The sequence below is a fragment of the Nocardia cyriacigeorgica GUH-2 genome, from assembly GCF_000284035.1.
GTDB classification, from domain to species: domain Bacteria; phylum Actinomycetota; class Actinomycetes; order Mycobacteriales; family Mycobacteriaceae; genus Nocardia; species Nocardia cyriacigeorgica_B.
On sequence record NC_016887.1, the window covers coordinates 3,522,250 to 3,544,220 of the forward strand.

Consider the following 21,971-nt stretch of genomic DNA (forward strand, 5'->3'; position numbering starts at 1 on the left):
AGAATGAGGCGGTGACCAAGCAGTTCAAGTCGGTATGGAGCCGCGAGCCGCGCCAGCCCAAGGGCTCCGGGCTCGGCCGCGAACAGATCGTGCGGGCCGCCGTGGCGATCCTCGATACCGAGGGCATGGGCGCGCTGAGCATGCGCAAGCTCGGCGCGCGCCTGGACGCAGGCGCGACCAGCCTCTACTGGTACGTCGCGAACAAGGACGAGCTGTTGGAGCTGGTGCTCGACGAGTTCTGGGGCATGGTGGACGTCCCCGAACCGGAACAGAACTCCTGGCGCGCGGTGGCCACCGCCTTTGCCTACAACCTGCGCGACACCATGATCAGCCATGCCTGGGCCGCCAACCTGATCGGCCACAAGCCCAGCATCGGCCCCAATTCACTGCGGCTGACCGAAAAACTGCGCCGCACATTCGTCGGCGCGGGCTTCCACGGCAACGACGTGTATATGGCCACCGGAACGCTGTTCTCCTTCGTCCTCGGCCAGGTGCTGCCCCTGCTGGCCTGGAACAACGCCTACGGCGACGCCAATATCGATCCCGAGGCCGTGTTCCCGGTGATCGAGGCCCACGCTGCCGAGTTCCCCGACCTGCTCGACGATTACCGCGACACGGTGCCTGCCGATCCTGCCGTCGCCCGCGCGATCGCCTTCGACTTCGGCCTCATCTCGGTCCTCGACGGGCTCGAGGTGCGCCTGCGCGGCGGGTCGGGCGCCGAATCACCGCTGGACACCGGCCACTCCGAAGCCCGCGGCTGATCGGTGTGCGTGTCAGTCCTCGTCGGCGTATTCGTCGCGCACCGTGGTCAGGAACTGCAAGCTGTCGGCGGGTGAGAGCGACTGCACGCTGAGCTGATTCATCACCGACATGTACAGCTCCACATCGTGGCGCTTCTCCATATACATCGAGCTGGTCAGCTGCTCGGTGTAGACGATGTCGGGAAGTTCGGGTTCCGGGAACCGCAGGATGCTGAATGGCCCGCCGGCCGCGGGATGGCCACCGGCCGAGTACGGCAGCACCTGGATACGCACATTGGACTTCTCGGAGATGTCGATCAGGTGCTGGATCTGCTCGCGCAGCACCGTGATACCGCCGACGGGCCTGCGCAACGCGTTCTCGTCGATGACCGCCCACAGAGTGGGCGCCGACCGGCGATGCAAGATCTGCTGCCTTCGCATGCGCACGTCGACCCGGCGTTCGGTTTCATCGTCGTTGCCGAGCATGATGACCGAGCGAGCGTAGTCGGCGGTCTGCAACAGGCCCGGAATGAACTGCGCCTCATAGGTACGGATGGTGGTGGCGGCCTGTTCGAGACCGACATAGGTCTCGAACCACGCGGGTAGTAGGTCGCTGTAGCTCTGCCACCAGCCCGGATCGTTGGCCTTGCGGGCCATGTCCAGGTAGGGCTCGCGCTTGTCGTCGTCGGTGACGCCGTAGAGGGTGAGCAAATCCCGGATATCGCGTTCCTTGAAGCCGGTGCGGCCCAGTTCCAGACGGCTGATCTTGGCGTGCGAACCGCGAATCGCGTCCCCGGCCGCTTCGCGGGTGATACCGCAACTCTCCCGCAGCCGGCGCAACCTGCTGCCGAGCGCGATCCGGATCACCGTCGGACCACGTTCTGCCACAAGCAGTTCCACGTTGTCGCTGTTGTCCTGGTCGTTGGTCATGGACCGCCTCTGGCCGATAGTGGATAGACCGCGATCTGCCCGGTCACACCCACCGGCTTCACCGCGTCGGTTGCAGATCCTACTCGCTCCTATAGCCAAACCACCGGAGCCCGTTACCCGTCGGCGATCATCGCTGCGGACGTCGACGCGAAGCGGCAGGCGGGCGCCCGCACAGACTGGTCGGTCGTCGAATTCGGCAATGCAAGCGCCGGGTGTGTCCGATTGCCGCACCGTCGGCCGGTTTGCGTGGATTTCACAGCGGGACAAGGGCATAACTTCTTCTCGATCCCGCGCGCGGTGTACGCGGGGTGCGTAGAGTCACAGACATGGGAGCCGATGGGAGAGGAGCCCCATGATGCCGATGGACGACGATGGTCTCGGTGGGCGTGTCGACCCTGACACGCCGAGCATTGCCCGCGTCTACGACTACGGACTGGGCGGCACGGATTGGTTCGAGGTCGATCGCAAAGTCTACGAACACCTACTCACCGTGGTGCCCAACCAGAACGCGGTCGGCGTGGCGAACCGGCGCTGGCTCGAGCGTGTGGTGCGCTACCTGACCAGTCAAGCGGGCATCACCCAGATCCTCGATCTCGGCAGCGGGCTACCGACCCAGAAGAACACCCATGAGATCGCCCAGGAGCTGGGCGCGGAGGTCATGGTCGTCTACGTCGACAACGACCCGGTGTGCGTGCGGCGCGGCAAGGAACTGCTCGAGGCCAACGAATACACCCACTTCCTCGATCTCGACCTCACCCAGCCCGCCGAGGTCCTCGGCCATCCGGCGGTCAACCAATACCTGGACCTGGACAAGCCGCTGCTGATGATGCAGTGCGGCACATTGCATCACGTCGACGACGACCGCGATCCGGCAGGCATCATGGCCGAGTACATCGACCGCCTCGCTCCCGGCTCCTACGTCATGATCAGCCATTTCTTCGACCCCGGCAGCGAGGACGAACAGCTGCACCAGCTGGCTCGCCGCGCCGAACGCGCCCTGCACGACGAGGGCCTCGGCACCGGCCGCTGGCGCACCCGCGAGGAGCTGATGCCGTTCTTCGACGGGCTCGAGCTGCTCGAACCCGGACTGGTCCCGCTCGACGACTGGTGGCCGTGGGGCCCCGACGACCGTGAACGCGTGCCGGACGAGTACCTGATCATCGGCGGCGTGGGCCGTAAACCGGCACCCGCCTGAGGCGTTCCACCGTTTTTCGTTTCATCCGCACAACCACAGGAGGTCGCAATGTCAGCCGACGCCGACACCACCACCGGCAATGCCGAGATCACCGAGCAGGACGTCCGGAACAAGCTCACCGGCATCCTCGCCACCACCAGCATCGACCTCGCCACCTCCAAGGACGGCGTGAACTGGTGCTCGAGCGCGTTCTTCGCCCACCTCGACGACGACCCGTTCCGCCTCACCCTCATCCTGGAATCGGGTGGACGCACGCTGGAGGCCTTGCGCGCCAACCCGAATGTCGGCATCAAGGTGGTCAGCGGCGGCTTCACCGATCCCTTCGCGCAAGGCCTGGCCACCGTCGAGGTGCGCGATCCGGCCGACCGCGAGGAGACCTTCCAGGCGCTGGTGCAGAAGGAGCCGATGATCGAGCCGTTCTTCGCCACCCCGGTGGAAGCGCTGCTGGTGCACGTCGACTGGTGGCGGGTCACCCACGTCGGCGCCGGTTGGCTGCCCGGTCGCCGGCTCGACCGCGTCTCGGCCTGATCCGCGGCGCGCTGTTTCGCCCGGTTGCCGGACAGCGCGTGAATCCTGCGCCGCCCGAAAGCATCCGGACCCATTGCCGGGAAGCTCATCGACCCCTACGCTGAGTGAGCCGGATCACAGTGAAAGTACAAGAGAGGTACCCGATGTCCCAACCCGCTCCCCAGACCGGTGTTCGCGTTCCGGTCGGTGTGGACACCACCCGAGCGAGCATCGCGCGCGTCTACGACGTGAGCCTGGGTGGCAAAGACAACTACGACGTCGACCGCGCCGCGTTCGACATGATCCTGCAAGCCGCCCCGCGCCAGCGCGATGTGTCGAAGATGAACCGGCGCTGGCTGCACCGGGTCACCCGCTACCTCGCCGGCACCGTCGGCATCGACCAATTCCTCGACATCGGTGCGGGTCTGCCCACGGTGGGCAACACCCACGAGATCGCCCAGAGCCAGAATCCCGAGGCGACCGTCGTCTACGTCGACAACGATCCGGTGTGCAACGCGCACGGCCGGGTGCTACTCGAGCAGAACGAGTACACCCATTTCGTTCCGGCGGATCTGACCCAGCCCGATACGCTGCTCAAAGACGACGAGGTCACCGGGCACCTGGATCTCGAGCGCCCGCTGGGCCTGATCCTGTGCGGCATCCTGCATCACGTCGACGACGATCTCGACCCGGTCGGGATCATGCGCCAGTACATCGACGCGCTGCCGTCGGGTTCGTACGTGGCCATCACGCATTTCTGGAACCCGAACGATGGCTCCGAACTCGCCGATCTCGCCCTGCGCCTGCAACGTCAGTTCACCGAGATGGGCCTCGGTTCCGGCTGGTACCGCACGAAAGAGGAAATCGCCGCCTACTTCCACGATCTCGAGATGATCGAGCCGGGTCTGGTCGAACTCGAGCAGTGGTGGCCGATGGGCCCGCCGATCCGCGAGCCGTTCCCGGAGGAGCGGGTGATGCTCGGCGGAGTCGGCCGCAAGCGCTGAGCCGCACGGTCACAGCGGGTTCCGCGGCCGTCGTCGCGGAACCCGCTGCCCTGCCCGCGGACTCGTTCGTGGGTACGCTGAGGCCCATGATCACGCTCAAGAAAGAAGACGGTGCCGCGGACCTGAGCGGCATCACCAAACTGAGTGTCGGGGTGAGCTGGGACCCGTCGGCGGGTGCCAGCGGCGGCGCGCTCGGCTGGGCTCGCCGCAAGCGCGGCGTCGACCTGGACCTGATCGCGATTCTCATGCAGGGGGCCGAGCCGGTGCGCTTCGCCGGCCTGGATTCGCTCGACCCGCTCGGCAACGGCGCGGTGGCGCACAGCGGTGACGAACAGACCGGCGCCGCCTCCGGCGACGACGAGACCGTGCAGGTCACCTTCGCCGATGTGCCCGACGCCATCGACTCGATCATCTTCGTCGCGGCGGCCTTCAAGAAGGGCAGCTCGTTCGACAAGGCGAACAACATCTCGTTCAAGGTCTACGACGCGACCGGTGGCGACTCGCAGCAGGTCGCCGATATCTGGCCGTCGCTGCTCGGTTCCGACAACGCCAACGCGGTGGCGCGGGCGTTCCGCTCCGGTGCGAGCTGGCAGCTGGAAGTGCTCAACCGCAAGGGCAAGATCAAGCAGGGCGACAAGCAGGCCCTGTTGCGATTCGCCATGCAGTGATCGGCGAGTGTGGCGGAGTGCTTTCGGCTTCCGCCACACTCCGTCCGCCGCGCGGGACGCTAGGCCGTCTCGCCCTCGTCGGCGATGCCGAGCCCGAGATGCTCGATGTGATACACGGCTTCGTCCAGCAACATCGCCACATGCGAGTCGTAGAGCCGGTAGATGACGCTCCTACCCTGCCGCGAACCGGTGACCAGCCCCATCGCGCGCAACAGCCGTAGTTGATGCGAGACCGCCGACTGCTCCATCTCGACCGCGTCCACCAGATCCCCCACCGAGCACGGGCCGTGCCGCAGCCGGGTGAGAATCCGTAGCCGGCTGGGGGTGGCCAGGGCCTGCAGAGTCGCTGCCACCGTGGCCGCCGAGTCGGCGTCCAGCTGAGCGGGCGGCGTAGTTCTGCCCTCGACTCCGTGTCCCACGAGATCACTGTACCTTGCGGGATTACATGAAGACATGTACATGTATTCCTGTAGTCCTATGCCAGCCCGATCTCGAACGGAGCGTTCTCCGATGGTTTCTTCCCCAATGCTGGATCGGGCGGACGCCGCGCAGTCCGCGCCGCGGCGTGCGGATCGCCGGACCGCCTGGGCGCTGCCCGAGGTGCGCTGGGCGATCGCGGCCACGGCGCTGTTCGTCACCGGCGTTTCGGCGCAGTGGGCCGGTGCACCCGCGTGGCTGGTGTGGACGCTGATGGCGGGCTGTTACCTCACCGGCGGGTGGGAGCCGGCGCTGGAAGGGCTACGCGCGCTGCGTGATCGGACCCTCGATGTGGATCTGCTGATGATCGTCGCGGCGCTCGGCGCCGCCGCGATCGGGCAGATCGTCGACGGCGGGCTGCTGATCGTGATCTTCGCGACCTCGGGTGCGCTGGAAGCGGTGCTGACCCACCGCACGGCCGAGGCGGTGCGCGGACTGCTCGACCTGGCCCCCGATCGCGCCACCGTCGTCGACGACGACGGCACCGAGCGGGTGGTGGACGCGCGCACCCTCGAGGTCGGCCGGCTGATCGTGGTGCGCCCGGGTGAGCGGATCGGTGGCGACGGCGTGGTCGAATCCGGGCGCAGTGACGTCGACCAGGCCTCGATCACCGGCGAACCGCTGCCGGTGGCGGCCGGGCCCGGTGATGAGGTCTTCGCCGGCGCCATCAACGGCACCGGCACTCTCCGGGTGCGGGTGCGGCGGGCGGCCGCCGACACGGTGATCGCGCGCATCGCGGCCATGGTGGCCGAGGCCTCCGAAACCAAGGCCAAGACCCAGCTGTTCATCGAGCGGGTGGAGCAGTGGTACTCCACCGGCGTCGTGATTGCCACGCTCGCCGTGCTGTTCATCCCACTGGCCGCGGGCTCGGCGTTGCAGCCCGCGCTGCTGCGGGCGATGACGTTCATGATCGTCGCCTCGCCGTGCGCGATCGTGCTGGCGACCATGCCGCCGCTGCTGGCCGCGATGGCGAACGCGAGCAGGCATGGCGTGCTGGTGAAATCGGCGGTGGTGATGGAGCGGCTCGGGACCGTCGACGCGGTCGCCTTCGACAAGACCGGCACCCTCACCGAGGGCCGCCCGCAGGTCACCGCGACGCAGGCGCTGCCAGGCGAGCTCGACGCCGACGCCGTACTCGCGTTCGCCGCGGCCGCCGAACGCCACAGCGAACATCCTCTCGCCGCCGCCATCGTCACCGCAGCCAGGGACCGTGATCTGCCGCTGCCGGAGGCCACCGAGTTCGACTCGCGGCCGGGCCGGGGTGTGCGTGCCACGATCGACGGCCGGGTGATCGAGGTCGGCAGCCCCGCCGCGCTCCTGGCACCGGCTGCCGACTCCACCGCGAGAGCCGTTGTCGCCGAGGCGGAATCGACCGGCGCGACCGCGGTGGTGGTACTCGTCGACGGCCGTCCCGCCGGTGTGCTCACGGCGACCGACCGGCCGCGCCCGGCCGCGGCGCAGGCCGTCGCCGATCTGACCACCCTCACCGGCACCACCCCGGTCCTGCTGACCGGCGACAATCCGCGTGCCGCGGCCGCGCTGGCCGGGACGCTCGGCATCACCGATGTGCGGGCGGGTGTGCTGCCCGAGGACAAGGTGGCGGCGGTGCGCGAACTCGTCGGGGCCGGGCGTCGCGTCGCCGTGGTCGGTGACGGGGTCAACGATGCGCCCGCGCTGGCGGCCGCGCATGTCGGAATCGCCATGGGCCGCAGCGGTTCCGATCTGGCCGTCGATGCCGCCGACGCTGTCGTCGTCCGTGACGACCTCGGCACGGTTGCCGCCGTCGTCCGGCTGTCGCGGCGGGCCCGGCGCATCGTGGTGGCGAATCTGACCATCGCGGCAACGTTCATCGTCGCCCTGGTCACGTGGGATCTGGTCGGCACGCTGCCGCTGCCGCTGGGCGTCGCCGGCCACGAGGGGTCGACGGTGATCGTCGGATTGAACGGCATGCGGCTGCTCGCCGACCGCGCGTGGCGCGACGCGCTGCGGCCCGGCGACGCGTGAAACGTCACCGGGCCGTGGCGCTCAGCTGGCCGTGCGGTCTTCCGGCGAATCGTCGGGTTCGTCCACCACGACGGCTTCGGTCACCAATTCGAATTCGCCATCGTGGCGTTCGGTGCCCTGCACCACCGCGTCGACCACCAGCTGCACACCCAGATCCTCGCGCTGGATGATCGGATCGGCGCGCAGATCGCGGTACAGCGACACGCACATGAACCCCATCACCACCATGAACGGCAGCGACACCACGGTGGTGAGCGCTTGCAAGCCGGTCAGCGCACCGCCCAGATCCTTGGGATCGGCGATGACGAGCATGATCGCCGCAACCGCTCCCGTGGCCGAACCCCAGAAGATGACGGTGGGCTTCGACGGTTCGATGCTGCCCTTCTCCGACAGGGTGCCCATCACGATCGAGGCCGCATCGGCGCCGGAGACGAAGAAGATCGCCACCAGCACCATGACCAGGCCCGCGGTGAACGAGGCCAGCGGATAGTGATCCAGCAGATGGAACAGCGCGAAGTTCTCGTTCACCGAGCCGTCGGCCTCGGTCAGGTCGCCGGTCTCGCTCTGCTGCCGGATGCCCGCGCCGCCGAAGATGACGAACCACACCAGGCTCACCACGCTCGGCACCAGCAGCACACCGGTGACGAACTGGCGGATGGTGCGGCCGCGGCTGATGCGCGCGATGAACATGCCGACGAAGGGGGTCCAGGAAATCCACCAGGCCCAGTAGAAGATGGTCCAGGTCGACAGCCAGGTCTCCATCGCCTCCCCGCCGGCCACCCCGGTGCGCGAGGCCATGGTCGGCAGCATGGCGATGTAATCGCCGATGGCGGCGGGCAGGAAGTTCAGCATCACCAGGGTGGGCCCGGCGATGAACACGAACGCCGCCACCGCCAGCGCCAGCACCATGTTGATGTTGGACAGCCACTGGATGCCGCGATCGATACCCGAGACGGCGGAGAAGATGAAGGCGATGGTCAGGCCGCAGATGATGGCGACCAGGCCGACCTTGCCGATGGCGTCGATCCAGCCGTTGAACTCCATGCCTGCGCCGATCTGCAACGCGCCCAGCCCGAGCGAGGCCGCGGACCCGAACAGCGTCGCGAAGATGGCCATCATGTTGATGGCCTGGCCGCCGAGCCCGTCGGCCTTGCGGCCCAGGATCGGACGGAACACCGAGGAGATCAGCTGGGAGCGGCCGCGGCGGAAGGTGCTGTAGGCGATGGCCAATCCGGCCACGGCGTAGATCGCCCAGGGGTGCAGCGTCCAGTGGAACAGCGTGGTCGCCATCGCGACCTCGGAGGCCTCGGGGCTGCCCGGTTCGGCCGTGCCCGGTGGCGGATTCACGAAGTGCGACAGCGGTTCGGCCACGCCCCAGAACATCAATCCGATGCCCATGCCGGCGCTGAACATCATCGCGATCCAGGAGACGGTGCGGAATTCGGGTTTCTCGCCGTCGGCGCCGAGCGGGATCTTGCCGTATCTGCTTGCGGCCAGCCAGATCACGTACACCACGAAGACCGTCGCGATCAACACGAACAGCCATCCGGTGTTGCTGATGACCCAGGATTGCGCATTGCCCGCCGCCGTGGCCAAGCTGGAGCGGTCGATGATGCCCCAGGCCACGAAGGCCAGTGATCCGATCGCCGTGACGCCGAAGACGAGACGGTCGAGCCCTGGTTTCGCCGGTGATCTGCCAGCAACCCGGTGCACCGTCGCGTCGGTGTCCCGGGAATTTCTGTCGGCGCCGATCGACATTGAATCGGAGTCCTTTCAGATCGCGAACGACCGCTGGTCGGCGGTAGTTCTCTTCCCGCAGCAACCGTACAGCGTAACGCCGACGCGGTGACGCACGACACCACCGCGGACACGGTCTGCGCAGCTCATCCAGCACGTTCGGACCCACTGCGGCGGTTGAGCCAGTCCGGTCGCGGGGCCGATATTCCGGTACCCCGCGCGCACCGCGAGCAAACCTCAGCGGATCAGGATGTGGCAGTGCCGGAGTGGCCGGGCAGCACGCAGACCGCGTCGAGTCCGAGCACGTGATTGAGCCGGCCGAAGGCCAGCCAGGATCCGATGCTCATGCTCAGCTCGACGATCTCTTTCTGGCTGTAGCAGGCCGACATCCGGCCCCAGAACTCGTCGTCGAGGTTGTGGTGGTCGAGGGCATAGCGTTCGGCGTATTCGGCGGCCAGCCGGGTGCGCTCGTCGAAGGCGTCGGTGTCGCGCCAGTCGGCGACGGCGTCGAGGAAACCGGGGTCGACCTTCTCACCGTCGCGTTCGGTGCGCCAGTCCAGGCAGAACAGGCAGCCGTTGATCTGGGCGATGCGCAGTCGTGCGGCCTCGAATTCGGCGAGGCCCAGGGTGGAGTGGGAGTACACCGCGAGCGAGTAGTTCGATGCGGCGACGCCGATGCCGGGCACCATCTCACCCCAGACGTAGCCGATCGGGTCCTTACCCTCCGGAATGTCGATTCTCATGCCCGGTTCCTTCCCAGCCTGCCCACCGCCGGTCGCAGCGGGACGTCGAGCGCGTCGTAGAGCCCGGGCGGCGCCTCGGTGAGCCAGTCGATGGCACCGACCAGCCGCCCGACCGCGGTCGCGTTGCCGCCTGCGGCGTAGTTGCCGCCCTCATCGGTGGCCTCGACGGTGACCTCGAGACGCGGGCGACCCGCCACGATCACCCGGTGCGCGCCGGTGCCGTTCGGCGGTGCGGGCCAGTCCGGCGCACAGCTCGGGTGGATGCGAGTGATGTGTTCGATGACGATGACCGGCTCCCCCGCGACGATGCCCTGCACCTCGAAGCGCAACGCGCCCTGGGTGCCCGCCGCGAACTCCCCCATCGACGCCGTATCGACCGTGGTCTCCAGTTCCCGCCGCGCCAGGGTTTCGCGGATCTCGTCGAGTTCGACGCCCAGCGCGCGGGCCATGAGCCGAATCTGGCCGCCCCACACCATCGTCGGCACGCCCGGAGCCACCATGGGTGGTGCGTAGTCCATCGGCTGGCCCATCCCGACCAGGTAGCGCACCGAATCGGGCTGGTCGTAGCTGGAGTAGTCGAAGATCTCCTGGCAGCGGATGGCCTCGACGACGGTGCCGAGCCCGCTCATCAGCAGCGGCAGCACATCGTTGCCCCAGCCCGGGTCCACGCCGGAGACGAACAGCGACCCGCCGCCGGAATCGATCGCGGCGAGGACCTTCTCGCGCTGATCGGCGGGCGCGTTGCGGGCGTCGTAGAAGGCGTAGAGGGCCGGGGTGACGACCACCGCGCCCGCCGCGATCGCGGCGACGATATCGGCGAGGGCGTCATCGGGGCGGACGTCACCGGAGGCGGCGTAGACCACCGCGCGAGGCCGTGCGGCGAGGACAGCGCCCACGTCGGTGGTGGCGGCGACGCCGAGCTCGTGGTCCAGACCGGCCAGCGCGCCTGCGTCGCGGCCGGCCTTGGCGGGATCATGGACGATGACGTCGGTGAGTTCCAGCCCGGGATGCGCCGCGACGGCACGGATGGCCGCGCGGCCGACGTTTCCGGTGCCCCACACCGCTGTGGAGATCATCGGGCGAGTCTAGCAAGTGCTTGGTTGGCGGGAGGGTGTTTCCGGGCAGCGACAGCCGGTCGTACGGTGGCGGTCGTGACCACCTTTCGCAAGGCCGATTCCGGTACCCACCCCGACTTCTATCCGGCCGAGGCGGCGGGACTGCGCTGGCTCGGCGCAGCGGGAGCACCGGTGGTCGAGGTGCTCTCGGTGGACCGCGCGCACATCGAATTGGCCCGACTGCCGCACGGGCGGGCCTCGGCAGACAGCGCGCGCCGGCTCGGCGAGGCGTTGGCGCGGATGCACGACGCCGGCACCGAAGGCGCCGGATTCGGTTGTCCGCCCGCCGGTTTCACCGGACAGATCTTCATCGGCAAGCGGCCGATGAGCAGTGTCGAGCACGATCGCTGGGGCGAGTTCTACGTCACCGAACGGGTGCTGCCGTTCCTCGCCATCGCCTATGACGCCGGCAGTGTGGATCGCTCGCAGCGCGCCGTCATCGAGCGGGCCTGCGCCGTCGTCGCCGAGGGCCGTTTCGACGATGGCGAAGCACCGTCACGGATCCACGGCGATCTGTGGAACGGCAATGTGGTGTGGACCGGTGCGCAGGCGGTGCTGATCGATCCGGCCGCGCACGGCGGGCACCGGGAGACCGATCTGGCGATGCTGGACCTGTTCGGTTGCCCCTACTTCGAGCAGATCATCGACGGATACCAGTCGCGACACCGATTGGCCGACGGCTGGCGGGCCCGGGTGCCGTTGCATCAACTGCATCCGCTGGCCGTGCATGCGGCCGGGTACGGGCCCGGCTATGGGCAGGCGCTGCATCAGGCGGCGGTGGATACGTTGCGGCTGTGAGCGGTCTGCGTCGGCGACGACCGTCTATACGCCGCTCCTCGCGAGATGATCACCGATCGTCGTCGGAGCCGAGCGGCGGTGCGGCGGCGTGCTCGACGCGATCGGTGGGCTCCACGGTCGCGGGCCGATCCCACCGGGACGCCTCCACCACACCGGGCACACCGTCCTGGACGACGAAACTCGCTCGGGTGTGAACCGGCGCGCCGGGCCGCTCGACAAACGGCACCACCCGGAAATCGGTGCGCCACAACTGGTGATCGACCTCCACCCGCACGTAGCCGCGCTGGGCGTTGTAGAACTTCAGATCCGGATTGGCCGCCAGCAGGTCCCGTCCGCGGCCGGGCAGGTCGACGCCGTCGCCGCCGCTGGTGATCGAGGTGCCGGTGAATTCGGCCGCCACCACTGCGGATTCGCTGTCGGCGACATCGCGGCGCAGGTCGGCGGCGTAGTTCTCGTGCCGGTCGCCGGTGAGCACCACGAGATTGCGCACCGACCGGTCGGCGGCGGCACCGAGGATCGCGGCACGTTCGCTCGCGTACCCGTCCCAGGCGTCGGTGGAGATCGCCACCTCCGGGCCGGGATCGTGGTCGGTGCGGCCCATCACCACCTGGTTGCCGAGGATCTGCCAGCGCGCGGGCGACTGCGCGAAACCGTTGAGCAACCACTGTCGTTGCGCGCCACCGAGAATGGTGCGATCCACATTCGTGGCCGGCGCGCATCCGGTGACGATCTCGCCGCCGCAGGCCTGCCGGGTGCGGTACTGGCGGGTGTCGAGCAGGGTGATCTCGGCGAGGTCGCCGAACCGGAAGCAGCGATGCAGGCGCATATTCGGGCCCGACGGCAACTGCCCGAGGCGCAGCGGCTGGTGTTCGTACATCGCTTGGAAGGCAGCAGCCCGACGGCGCAGGAACACAGCGCGCAGGGCGTCGATATCGACGGTCGAGGCGACGGCGTCGGCGGCCCAGTCGTCGTCGACCTCGTGATCGTCCATTGTCACCAGCCACGGGAACGCCGCATGCGCCCGGCGCAACGGCTCCTCGGATTTGAACCACGCGTAGTGCAGTCGGTAGCCGGCCAGGTCGCGGGCTTCATGGCGCAGCGGCGAGGGCACCCGCACGCCGCGACGGCCGCCGGTCAGCGGATATTCGTAGATGTAGTCGCCCAAATGCACCACCAGATCGAGGTCTTCCTCGGCCAGATGCCGGTAGGCGGTGTAATGGCCGTCGTTCCAGGCCTGACAGGAGGCGTAGGCGAAGCGCAGGCGCGAACCCGTACCGGGCCGCGGTGCGGTGCGGGTGCGGCCCACCGGCGACAGCGCCGAACCCGCCCGGAACCGGTAGTAGTACCACCGCTGCGGTTGCAGCCCGCCGATCTCGGGATGCACGCTGTGGCCCAGCGCTCGATCGGCCACCGCCGAGCCGCGGCGCACCACCTGCCGGAACTGCTCGTCATGGGCGATTTCATAGTCGACGGTCACCGGGTGGGCGGGCATGCCGCCGAGACCATCGGGAGCGAACGGGTCCGGCGCCAGCCGAGTCCACAGCACCACCCCGTCGGCGGTCGGCTCACCGGAGGCGACGCCGAGAGTGAAGGGATCGCCGGTCCAGCGCGGAGCCCGATACCGGGCGCCGGAGACCGCGCAACTTCCCGCCAGCGCGGCGGCCGACGCCACGCCACCGAACCGCAACAGCTGCCGACGCGACAGGCCCATGAGTCATGGTGGGCGCGCCAGGTCGACAGCCACTGACCCGTACGGTGAAGCCGGCGATGACATCGGGCAAACTTTCGCCGCCCCTGTGATGTAATTCGGCCACAGCGTTCGATGCTCGTGCGCGCGCAAGATCCGACCGGACACCTGGAGGCGATCATGCTGCATACCGACATCCCGACTCGCGGCGAGGTGCAGGCGCTCGCCGCCGCCACCGATCCGTGGTGCGTGTCGATCTACACGCCCACCGAAGCCGACACCGCCACCCCCGACCAGAACCGCATCGCCTTCTCCAACCAGGCGCGCACCGTGCTCGACCTGGTCACCGACGCCGACGCCCGCGCGGCGCTGGAAGAAGAATTCGACGATCTCATCGACGACGAGGAGTTCTGGCGCTACCAGTCCCGCACCCTGATCGTGCATGCCACGCCGTCCCGGATCCGCACCTACCGGGTGCCGAATCAGCTCGGCGCCGCCGAAACCGTGGGCGAGCGCTTCTATCTGAAACCGCTGCTGCGCACGATCACCTTCCCGCAGTCGGCGTTTGTGCTCGCCCTGGCCGAGGGCTCGGTGCGCCTGGTCCAGGTCAGCGCCGACCGCCCCGCCCAGGAGGTCAAGCTCGCGAATCTGCCGTCGAGCGCGGCCGATTACGCACGCAAGGCCTCCCTCAGCGATCGTGCGCCCAAACGCCGCGTACAGGGCGATGAGGGCAGCAAGATGCGGGTGCGCCAGTACTCGCGCGCCATCGACGCCGAGCTGCGCACCATCCTGTCCGGTCGCGACGTACCGCTGATCCTGGCCGCCGCCGAACCCACCGATTCGCTCTACCGCTCGGTGAACAGCTACGACGGCCTACTCGACGAGAGCATTCCCGGCAACCCCGAGCATCTGTCGGATCAGGAGCTGGCCGATCGGTCCCGGGAGATCCTGGACCGCCACTATGTCGCGCAGCTGGCCGAACTGGCGGGGCTGCTGGACAAGCGCCGCAGCGAGGGCCGTGCGAGCACCGATATCGCCGACCTGGCGCGCGCGGCCACCTTCGGCAACGTGGATACCCTGCTCGTCGATATCGACGCCGCGGTGCCCGGCACCATCTCCCCCGACGACGGCGCGGTCACCTTCGACGCGCCGTCCGACACCGAAGCGCCCGGCATTCTCGACGAGATCTGCCGCCGGGTGCTGCTGTCGGGCGGCCGGGTGCTCGCGGTGCGCGCCGCGGACATGCCCGGTGGCGCGCAGATCGCGGGCATCTTCCGGTACGCGGCGTAGCCGCGGCGGATCAGTTGGCGCCGGTCAGCACCGCGCGCAGGCGTTCGGTGTCGGCCGGGGTCCAGTCCGGCGGTTGCAGGATGGCCGCCCATGAGTCGGCGATGGCCGCGTGGAAGGTGTGGCCGTAGCCGTCGGGGACGTTGGTGGAGACCGCCATATCCGCCGAGACCTGCAGGAAGGTGACGATCGGGATCCAGCGGGTGCTGTCGAGGACGTCGTCGGCGCGGGGTTCGCGCAGCCAATCGGGTTCGCGCAGCGCCAGACCCGGGGTCCACCAGGTGATCGGATCGGAGCCGTGCTGCAAATACACCACCCGCGGTCCCGGCCAGTCCGGCGTCGGCCGCTCCAGGTCGGCGGGGCGGGCCACAAACCGCACCGTGCGGCCGTCCTGGAAGACCGGCAGCACCTGCGGCGTACCGGGATCGCGACGCGCGGTCACCTCACCCCAGACGACGTTGTTGCTGGTCGGCCCGACGAACAGGGCGCCGTCGGTGCGCGCGGTCAGATCCTGGATACCGGAGAAGGCGGCCTTACCGCCGAACGACCCCAGGCTCTCGCCGAACACCACCAGTTTCGGGCGATCGTTCTCGGGCAGCGTCGACCACTTCGCGTACACCGCCTCGAACAGCGCCTGCCCGGCCTGCCGCGCCCGCTCCTGGTCCACCAGGAACGACAGCCAGCTCGGCAGGTACGAGTACTGCATGCTCACCAGCGCGGTATCGCCGTTGTACAGGTACTCCAGCGCCGAGGCCGTGGACTGATTGATCCAGCCGGTGCCGGTGGTGGTGGCCACGCCGATGACGGCACGGTCGAAGCCGCCGGCCCGATCGAGTTCGGCCACCGCCAATTCCGCCTCCGCGCGCACGGTTTCGGCCGAGGCCAGCCCGGTGTAGGTGCGGATCGGCATCATCGCCGGGCGGCCGTTGAACTCGGTGAGCTGCTCGACGGTCGGCCCGTTGCCGACGAAGATGCGGCCCTGCCGGCCCAGCGAATCCCAGGTCACCAGCGACCCCGGCCCGCCGGAACGTTCGGGCACGGTGGGCGCCGGATTATCGGCATCGGTCTCCTGGTTGACCGCGGCGAAGGTGTTGTTGAGCACCGACATCGCGCCATTGGCCACCACGCCGTCGAGCACCGCCACCAGGGCGATCGCCACCAGCACGCCGCCGGCCACCACGGCGACCCGCGCGGGCAGCACCTTGGTCAGCAGCCGCGCCACCCAGCGCGTCACCGCGATCACCGCACGCGTCAGCGCGACCAGGATGGCGAACACCACCACCGCGACCACCACAATGATCGGATACGACCAGATCGACAGCCCGGAAACACCCATCAGCGTGCGCAATTCGTCCTGCCAGCCCGCGAACCAGATCAGCATGAGCACCGTGCCGACCACCGCGATCCCGGCCAGCACCCACCAGGTCAGCGCCCGGGCCGGGCGGGGCTGCTCACGGTGCAGCATCCACCGGATGATCGCGGCCACCAGCACGCCCAGCCCGTAGCCGACGGCGGCGGCCGCGCCGGTCACCACACCCTGGAACAGGGCATCGCGTGGCAGCAGCGAGGGCGTCAGCGACAGCCAGATCAGCACCAGCGCGCCGACCAGGCCGCCGAATTCCAGCCGCACCCACGCGCTGCCGGGCTTCGGCGGTGCCGTCGCCTGCGCGGAGTCCGCAGCGTCGTGCTTCGTCTCGGTCGCGGTTGTCGCCACTGCGCACCTCGTTCACAGCGGAGTCGACCACCGCCGACAGTTCGACCACAGTATGGTTCACATCGGCGCGAAAGGTGCGCTCATCGGCGCTCGCCGCCGTCATGTCGGCACCGCGGGTGCGGGCTCGGTGCGTGGGCGCTCATCCGGCTACGAGGGTGGAGTCATGGACGCACAACTGCGCGAATGGAAAGACGGCGGACAGTATTTCGACTTCCTCGGCTTCGAAATCGGCCCGCACACCAAACCGAGCCCCCGGCTGCTCGACCAGTTCGACCAGATCATGCACTACAACGACGGCGCCCGCGTCACCCATCTGGTGGGCCGGTTCGTGCGCGATCGGCTCACCCACCGCAACCGCTGGGTGCGCGCCATGCGCGAGACCACGGTGCCGATGCGGTTGATCAACGGGCCGGCCGACCCGAATTCGGGCAGGCATATGGCCGAGCGCTACCGCGAGCTGATCCCGGAACCCGATGTGGTGATGCTGCCCGACGCCATCGCCCACTGGCCGCATCTCGAGGCCCCCGACGCCGTACTGGCCGCCGTCCTCGACCACATCGAGGCCGCCTCAGCGGCGACGGCGCATGGTGAGCACGCCGGCGGCCCAGCCCACGAGGAACAGCGCCAGCAGCGCCACCCACATGGGTGAGGTGATGGTGATGGCCAGGATGTCGATCGACACCTTGGTGCGATTCTGCAAGATGAAGACGACGGCCAGGATCGTCAGCACCAATGCCAGCCATTGAGTGGGCGAGACCCGCTGCAACAACGAGCGCTTCTCCGTGGTGTTCATGACCACTCCCATCTACCCGAGCGGGATATCCGCCCCAGTATGACCGGTGGGCACCCCGGGAATCGGGCAACGACGCGTCCACCACCGGCACAAACCCATGTCAGGGGGCCTATCACGGTCGGCGTAACAGCCTCGGTTGCCCACACGCTGTAGTCAGTGGGGGTCACAGATTCCGCACCCGACACATAAGAGGTTCCGCCATGGTTGCTCCGACCGTCGTCCCGTCGAATCCGATCCAGGCCATTCTGATGGCGCTGTCCTGGCTGGTCTGCTCGATTTCGGCCGGAGAGGGCTGCGCGATCATCCAGTGACGCGTGGCAACGGCCTCCGGCCCCGCGCCGGAGGCCGTCGGCCTGTCCGGATCTGTCCGCCGGGCCTGGTAGGAATGGAACGGTGACTGCGGACAACGGCTCTGCCCCCGAATCCGGCGACCCGGCGATCGACCCCGACCTGGTCGAGTTGGCCACCGCGGTATTCACCCTGGCCCGCACCGGCGGCGCCGACCAGCTGGCCGCCTACCTCGACGCGGGCGTGCCGGTGAATCTCACCAACGATCGCGGTGACACCCTGCTCATGCTCGCCGCCTACCACGGCCATCGTGACGTGGTCGGCGTGCTGCTGGCCCGCGGCGCCGACCCCGACCGCGCCAACGACCGCGGCCAGACCCCGCTGGCCGGTGTGGTGTTCAAGGGCGAGACCGAGATCGTGCGGGATCTGCTGGCCGCGGGCGCCGACCCGGACGCGGGCACGCCCTCGGCGCGCGAGGCCGCGACCATGTTCGGCAAGACCGAACTGCTCGAACTCTTCGCCTGACTTCAGTACGACGCGACCTGGAAAGAATCCGGCACACCGCTGCTGACGGCGTTACGATGCGCACATGGCGCACTCCGCCCCGCCTGCCTCCGGGGTGACCGTCCAGTCCGACCGGTCGCCGGAGACATCGCGGGGCAACCAGGTCGCCGAGGTCGTCGAACGGTTCGCCCAGGCCTGGCAGGAGGGCGACAGTCCGCCCGAGCTGCGCAGCTACCTGCCCGACGCGCCCGCGATCCGGCGGGTCTCGCTGATCGAACTGATCAAGATCGACCTGGCCAATCGCTGGCAGCGCGGCACCGCGCCGAAACGACTGGCCGAATACGTCGACGAGCTCCCCGAACTGCGCACCTGGCCGCTGCCGCCGGACCTGATCTACGAAGAGTTCCACATCCGCCGCCGCTCGGGCAGCTCCGTCGACGTCGGCGAATACACCGCCGCCTATCCCGAACAGGCCGAACAACTTTCACAGCTGCTGACCACCGAGGACTATCACAGCACGCTGCTCGGCGGCCGCGCCGAACCGGCGAATCTGGACGAACTCGAGGTCGGCCAGCGCATCGACGACTTCGACCTGATGACCAGCCTCGGCCGCGGCGCCTTCGCCCGGGTCTTCCTGGCCCGGCAGCGGTCCATGCAGCGGCTGGTGGCGGTGAAGATCTCCCGCGACAAGGGCACCGAACCGCAGACGCTGGCCCAGCTCGATCACGACTACATCGTGCGGGTCTTCGATCAGCGCGTCATCGACGGGCCGGGCTTGCGGCTGCTGTACATGCAGTACGTGCCCGGTGGGACGCTGCTGACCGTGCTGGAGCGGGTGCGCACGACGCCGCCAGCGCAACGCAACGGGCGGCTGCTGCTCGATGTCATCGACTCGGTGCTGGCCGGTAAGGGCGAGATCCAGCCCGCCGAATCGCCGGTGCGCGCCGAACTGGCCAAGCTGTCCTGGCCGGAAACGGTGGCGTGGCTGGGGCGCAGACTCGCCCAAGCACTGGACTACGCGGGCGGGATCGGGGTGCTGCACCGCGACGTCAAACCGGCCAATGTGCTGCTCACCGCCGAGGGTGTGCCGAAGCTGGCCGACTTCAATATCAGCTTCAGCGGCAACGTCTCCGGTGACAGTCCGGTCGCCTACTTCGGCGGCTCGCTGGCCTACATGTCGCCCGAACAGCTGTCGGTGGTGCATCCGGACCGGCCCACCGCCGCCGCCGACCTCGACACCCGCAGCGACCTGTACTCGCTGGCCGTGGTGCTGTGGGAACTGCTCACCGGCCGCAAACCCTTCGGCGACGAGGCCGCCACCGGCGGCGATCGCACCGCGCTGGATTCCATGCTGGACCGGCGCGCGCACAGCCCGCAGGACCTGCCCTACGCCGATCTGCCGCCCGGCACGCCCGCCGCGTTGCAGCGTGCGCTGGTGCGCGCGCTGGAACCGGATCCGGCCAAACGCTGGGAACGCGGTGCCGATATGGCACAACAGTTGCAGGTCTGCCTGGACGCGCGCGCCCGCGACCTGGTGGACCCGCCGCCGGGCAGTGCGCGGCTGCGGGCGCGCAGCTGGGTGCATCCGATCATGGCGCTGGCCATCGCGGTGCCCAACCTGCTGGCGATCCTCTACAGCTACAACCACAATCGCACGCTGATCATCAGCAAACTCGACGCCGACGCCCAGCGCACCTTCGATCGCGTCGCCTGGACCAGCTACGGCGTCGGCTTCCTGATCGGCGCCATCGTCACCATCGCGCTGGTGATGCATCTGTGGCTGATCATGTACGGGCTGCGCCACGGCAAGGCCTATGACGCGGCGGCACTGGCGCGCGCCCGCTCGGACACCTTGCAGTTGGCCAGCCGCAATGTGCTGACCTGCTTCGTGCTGTGGGTGATCACCGGGATCGCGGTGCCGGTGTCGGTGCAACTGTCGGGCAGCCAGATCAGCGCCGAATCCTCGGCGCATTTCTTCCTCACCCAGATCGTCTGCGGCGCCATCGCCATGGCGTACCCGTACTTCCTGGTGAGTTTCTACGCGGTGCGCTGCCTGTACCCGGCGTTCCTGCCGCTGGGCGGACTCGGCGCCGACGACAGCAGGCAGTTGCGCGCACTGGACCGGCGCAGTACCTACTTCCTGACCGTGGCCGCCGCGGTCCCGCTGCTCGGCGCGGCCGGGGTGACCTTCATCCCGTCGGCCGACATCGACGCGGTGATCGTGCCGCTGCGGGTGCTGTGCTTCGGCGGCGCGCTGGCCTTCGTCGGCGTGTACTGGTTGTTCCGGATGCTGGAGCGCGATCTGGCCGCACTCGAACGCATAGTCACCCACTGAAACGCCGCGAAATCGCAAGCTTCGGCGAGTACGGTATAGCCGCCGCGCGGGGTCGAGCGCGGTGATCGGGTATCGGGGAAAGGCGGGGCTAGACATGATCGAACCGGTTACGTCCGCGGTCGCACCGGCGACCGGCACACCGTTCAGCCCGGGGCCCGAACTACCGCTGGCCGCCCGCTATCGCAGCGCCGACCCGATCGACTGGCACGGCAGCATGGTGTACCCGATGTACACCGAGCAGCTCACCGGTTCGGCCACCACCCTCACCCTCACCTTGCTGTCGGCCACTCCGCCGCCGGGCCTGCGCGGGCTCGGGATGGGGCTGTCGGTGGTCGACGGCTACGTCGGCGTGGACCGGCGCCGCCTTGCGGGCGTGGACGTGTGGCGCGATGCCCTCGAACGCGGCATCACCGTCGAACTGTCGGCCGTCCAGCGCGGGGCACTGTATTCGCTGACGCCGGTCTGGCTCGACACCGACGGGACCGCCCGGTCGTGGACGGGCAACTACGGCATCGTCGTCGAGCGCGCCGCGAACGGTCGCACCGTGCTGTGGTGCAGTTTGGGTGCCGGGCCACCGCATTTCGCCGATCTGGTGGTCGAGGTGAGCGCCACCCCGGCCGACACCACCCCGATGCCCGCGATCGGCATGCCTGCTCGGGTCACCGGACGGCCGGGCTCGGCCACCGGCTCGCGCGCCGCGGCCAACGGCCCAGTCGCATCGGCAGCCGGCCCACTCGCAACGGGCAACGGCCCGCACACCGCATCCACCGGCCCACTCGCGACGGCGGGCGGCCCGTTCGCAGCAGCCGCCGGCCCGATCGGCGCGGCGGCCGACTCGCGCGCAGGGGCACACGACCCGAGCGCAACGACCAACGGACCGGTCGAGGCGGCGGCCCCCCAAGGCAGCGCCCGGTCCGTGCCGGACACCGAAACCACCGCACGCGACTACCGCAGCGCGCTCTACGACCTCGGGGTCGCCATGTTCGCCCGCGGTGAGGAGGAGCAGGCGTGCGAACTGTGGTCGCAGGCGGCGGCCGACGGGCATGGGCCGGCCGCCTACGACCTGGGCGTCGTGCGGTTCCGGCAGGGCGATTTCGACGAGGCCGAACGGTACTGGCGGATCGCGGCCGAGCAGCGCGGGGTGCGGGCGATGGCGGGGCTGGCCGAGTTGCTGGAGCGGCGCGGGGCCGAGACCGAGGCGAAGCTGTGGCGCACCCGCGCGATCACCGCCAAGACCGTCGCGGAATCGCTGTCGCGGCGGGCGGTCTGAGCGCCGATAATTCGGTGGACGGCCGGCGGGGTGGGCGTTTACCGTGGCCGGCATGAGTGGCATTACCGGTCAGGACGCGGCGTGCGCGGCCGCGGTGTATTTCATCCGTCTGCGCACGGTGGCCCGGACTCTGCCGGCGCACCCCGTCGCGCGCTGACCAGAACGCTGATCGCGT

Annotated in this window: 19 protein-coding genes and 1 pseudogene; 12 read left to right on the top strand and 8 right to left on the bottom strand. The window is 68.9% G+C overall.

The genetic code is table 11. The features are described from left to right. Positions 1–11: 11 nt before the first annotated feature. Positions 12–761, top strand: a complete 750-nt coding sequence (locus NOCYR_RS15775) for a TetR/AcrR family transcriptional regulator (RefSeq protein ID WP_014351386.1) — start codon at positions 12–14, stop codon at positions 759–761. Between the two features lie 12 nt (positions 762–773). Here the strand turns inward: NOCYR_RS15775 and NOCYR_RS15780 are convergent, their stop codons facing one another. Then, positions 774–1,670: a helix-turn-helix domain-containing protein gene (locus NOCYR_RS15780; RefSeq protein WP_014351387.1), complete on the bottom strand. Its 897-nt coding sequence runs from the start codon at positions 1,668–1,670 to the stop codon at positions 774–776. Positions 1,671–2,025: 355 nt separating this feature from the next. Here NOCYR_RS15780 and NOCYR_RS15785 point away from each other — a divergent pair, with 355 nt between their 5' ends. The 4 genes from NOCYR_RS15785 (at position 2,026) to NOCYR_RS15800 (ending at position 5,044) form a co-directional block, all read left to right on the top strand. Continuing rightward, positions 2,026–2,865, top strand: a complete 840-nt coding sequence (locus tag NOCYR_RS15785) for an SAM-dependent methyltransferase (RefSeq protein WP_014351388.1) — start codon at positions 2,026–2,028, stop codon at positions 2,863–2,865. 48 nt (positions 2,866–2,913) lie between these two features. After that, positions 2,914–3,393 (top strand): hypothetical protein, encoded by a 480-nt coding sequence (locus NOCYR_RS15790; RefSeq protein ID WP_014351389.1) that lies wholly within the window; start codon positions 2,914–2,916, stop codon positions 3,391–3,393. Between the two features lie 143 nt (positions 3,394–3,536). After that, positions 3,537–4,376: an SAM-dependent methyltransferase gene (locus tag NOCYR_RS15795; RefSeq protein WP_014351390.1), complete on the top strand. Its 840-nt coding sequence runs from the start codon at positions 3,537–3,539 to the stop codon at positions 4,374–4,376. Positions 4,377–4,462: 86 nt separating this feature from the next. Continuing rightward, positions 4,463–5,044: a TerD family protein gene (locus tag NOCYR_RS15800; protein ID WP_014351391.1), complete on the top strand. Its 582-nt coding sequence runs from the start codon at positions 4,463–4,465 to the stop codon at positions 5,042–5,044. Positions 5,045–5,103: 59 nt separating this feature from the next. Here the strand turns inward: NOCYR_RS15800 and NOCYR_RS15805 are convergent, their stop codons facing one another. Further along, complete coding sequence (locus NOCYR_RS15805) at positions 5,104–5,463, bottom strand: ArsR/SmtB family transcription factor (RefSeq protein WP_048834201.1); 360 nt, start codon at positions 5,461–5,463, stop codon at positions 5,104–5,106. A gap of 91 nt (positions 5,464–5,554) precedes the next feature. On the opposite strand from NOCYR_RS15805, the gene NOCYR_RS15810 reads away from it, so the two are divergent. After that, complete coding sequence (locus NOCYR_RS15810; RefSeq protein WP_048833436.1) at positions 5,555–7,525, top strand: heavy metal translocating P-type ATPase; 1,971 nt, start codon at positions 5,555–5,557, stop codon at positions 7,523–7,525. Positions 7,526–7,546: 21 nt separating this feature from the next. Here NOCYR_RS15810 and NOCYR_RS15815 read toward each other — a convergent pair whose 3' ends face one another. From NOCYR_RS15815 to NOCYR_RS15825, 3 genes are all read right to left on the bottom strand, one after another. Then, positions 7,547–9,283, bottom strand: coding sequence for a BCCT family transporter (locus NOCYR_RS15815; protein ID WP_048833437.1), 1,737 nt, complete (start codon positions 9,281–9,283; stop codon positions 7,547–7,549). Between the two features lie 224 nt (positions 9,284–9,507). Further along, on the bottom strand, positions 9,508–10,005 hold the full coding sequence (locus NOCYR_RS15820; protein WP_014351395.1) for a carboxymuconolactone decarboxylase family protein: 498 nt from the start codon (positions 10,003–10,005) through the stop codon (positions 9,508–9,510). Further along, entirely contained in the window at positions 10,002–11,081 is a 1,080-nt protein-coding gene (locus tag NOCYR_RS15825; RefSeq protein ID WP_014351396.1) for a dihydrodipicolinate reductase, read from the bottom strand. The genes NOCYR_RS15820 and NOCYR_RS15825 overlap by 4 nt, the downstream gene beginning before the upstream one ends. Between NOCYR_RS15825 and NOCYR_RS15830 the strand changes: the two genes are divergently transcribed. Beyond that, positions 11,013–11,918 carry a fructosamine kinase family protein gene (locus NOCYR_RS15830; RefSeq protein ID WP_081505590.1) on the top strand — a complete coding sequence of 302 codons (906 nt, stop codon included), beginning with the start codon at positions 11,013–11,015 and terminating at the stop codon, positions 11,916–11,918. The genes NOCYR_RS15825 and NOCYR_RS15830 overlap by 69 nt on opposite strands. A gap of 49 nt (positions 11,919–11,967) precedes the next feature. Here NOCYR_RS15830 and NOCYR_RS15835 read toward each other — a convergent pair whose 3' ends face one another. Continuing rightward, positions 11,968–13,629 carry an alkaline phosphatase D family protein gene (locus NOCYR_RS15835; RefSeq protein WP_014351398.1) on the bottom strand — a complete coding sequence of 554 codons (1,662 nt, stop codon included), beginning with the start codon at positions 13,627–13,629 and terminating at the stop codon, positions 11,968–11,970. Between the two features lie 156 nt (positions 13,630–13,785). Here NOCYR_RS15835 and NOCYR_RS15840 point away from each other — a divergent pair, with 156 nt between their 5' ends. Further along, the gene (locus NOCYR_RS15840; protein WP_048834202.1) at positions 13,786–14,895 is read left to right on the top strand and encodes a hypothetical protein; all 1,110 of its coding nucleotides are present in this window, start codon (positions 13,786–13,788) and stop codon (positions 14,893–14,895) included. A 10-nt stretch (positions 14,896–14,905) separates the two neighbouring features. Here NOCYR_RS15840 and NOCYR_RS15845 read toward each other — a convergent pair whose 3' ends face one another. Next, a complete protein-coding gene (locus NOCYR_RS15845) occupies positions 14,906–16,606 on the bottom strand; it encodes an alpha/beta hydrolase (protein WP_014351400.1) in 1,701 nt (566 codons plus the stop codon). A 229-nt stretch (positions 16,607–16,835) separates the two neighbouring features. Here NOCYR_RS15845 and NOCYR_RS15850 point away from each other — a divergent pair. Next, positions 16,836–17,255, top strand: a pseudogene (locus NOCYR_RS15850) (alpha/beta fold hydrolase); the annotation flags it as partial. Here the strand turns inward: NOCYR_RS15850 and NOCYR_RS28470 are convergent. Continuing rightward, the gene (locus tag NOCYR_RS28470; RefSeq protein ID WP_148280663.1) at positions 17,175–17,399 is read right to left on the bottom strand and encodes a hypothetical protein; all 225 of its coding nucleotides are present in this window, start codon (positions 17,397–17,399) and stop codon (positions 17,175–17,177) included. The pseudogene NOCYR_RS15850 and the gene NOCYR_RS28470 overlap by 81 nt on opposite strands. Positions 17,400–17,792: 393 nt before the next feature. On the opposite strand from NOCYR_RS28470, the gene NOCYR_RS15855 reads away from it, so the two are divergent. From NOCYR_RS15855 to NOCYR_RS15865, 3 genes are all read left to right on the top strand, one after another. Further along, positions 17,793–18,212 carry an ankyrin repeat domain-containing protein gene (locus tag NOCYR_RS15855; protein ID WP_014351403.1) on the top strand — a complete coding sequence of 140 codons (420 nt, stop codon included), beginning with the start codon at positions 17,793–17,795 and terminating at the stop codon, positions 18,210–18,212. A 64-nt stretch (positions 18,213–18,276) separates the two neighbouring features. After that, positions 18,277–20,526 (top strand): serine/threonine-protein kinase, encoded by a 2,250-nt coding sequence (locus NOCYR_RS15860; protein ID WP_014351404.1) that lies wholly within the window; start codon positions 18,277–18,279, stop codon positions 20,524–20,526. Between the two features lie 94 nt (positions 20,527–20,620). Continuing rightward, positions 20,621–21,796 carry a tetratricopeptide repeat protein gene (locus tag NOCYR_RS15865; RefSeq protein WP_014351405.1) on the top strand — a complete coding sequence of 392 codons (1,176 nt, stop codon included), beginning with the start codon at positions 20,621–20,623 and terminating at the stop codon, positions 21,794–21,796. Positions 21,797–21,971 lie beyond the last annotated feature (175 nt).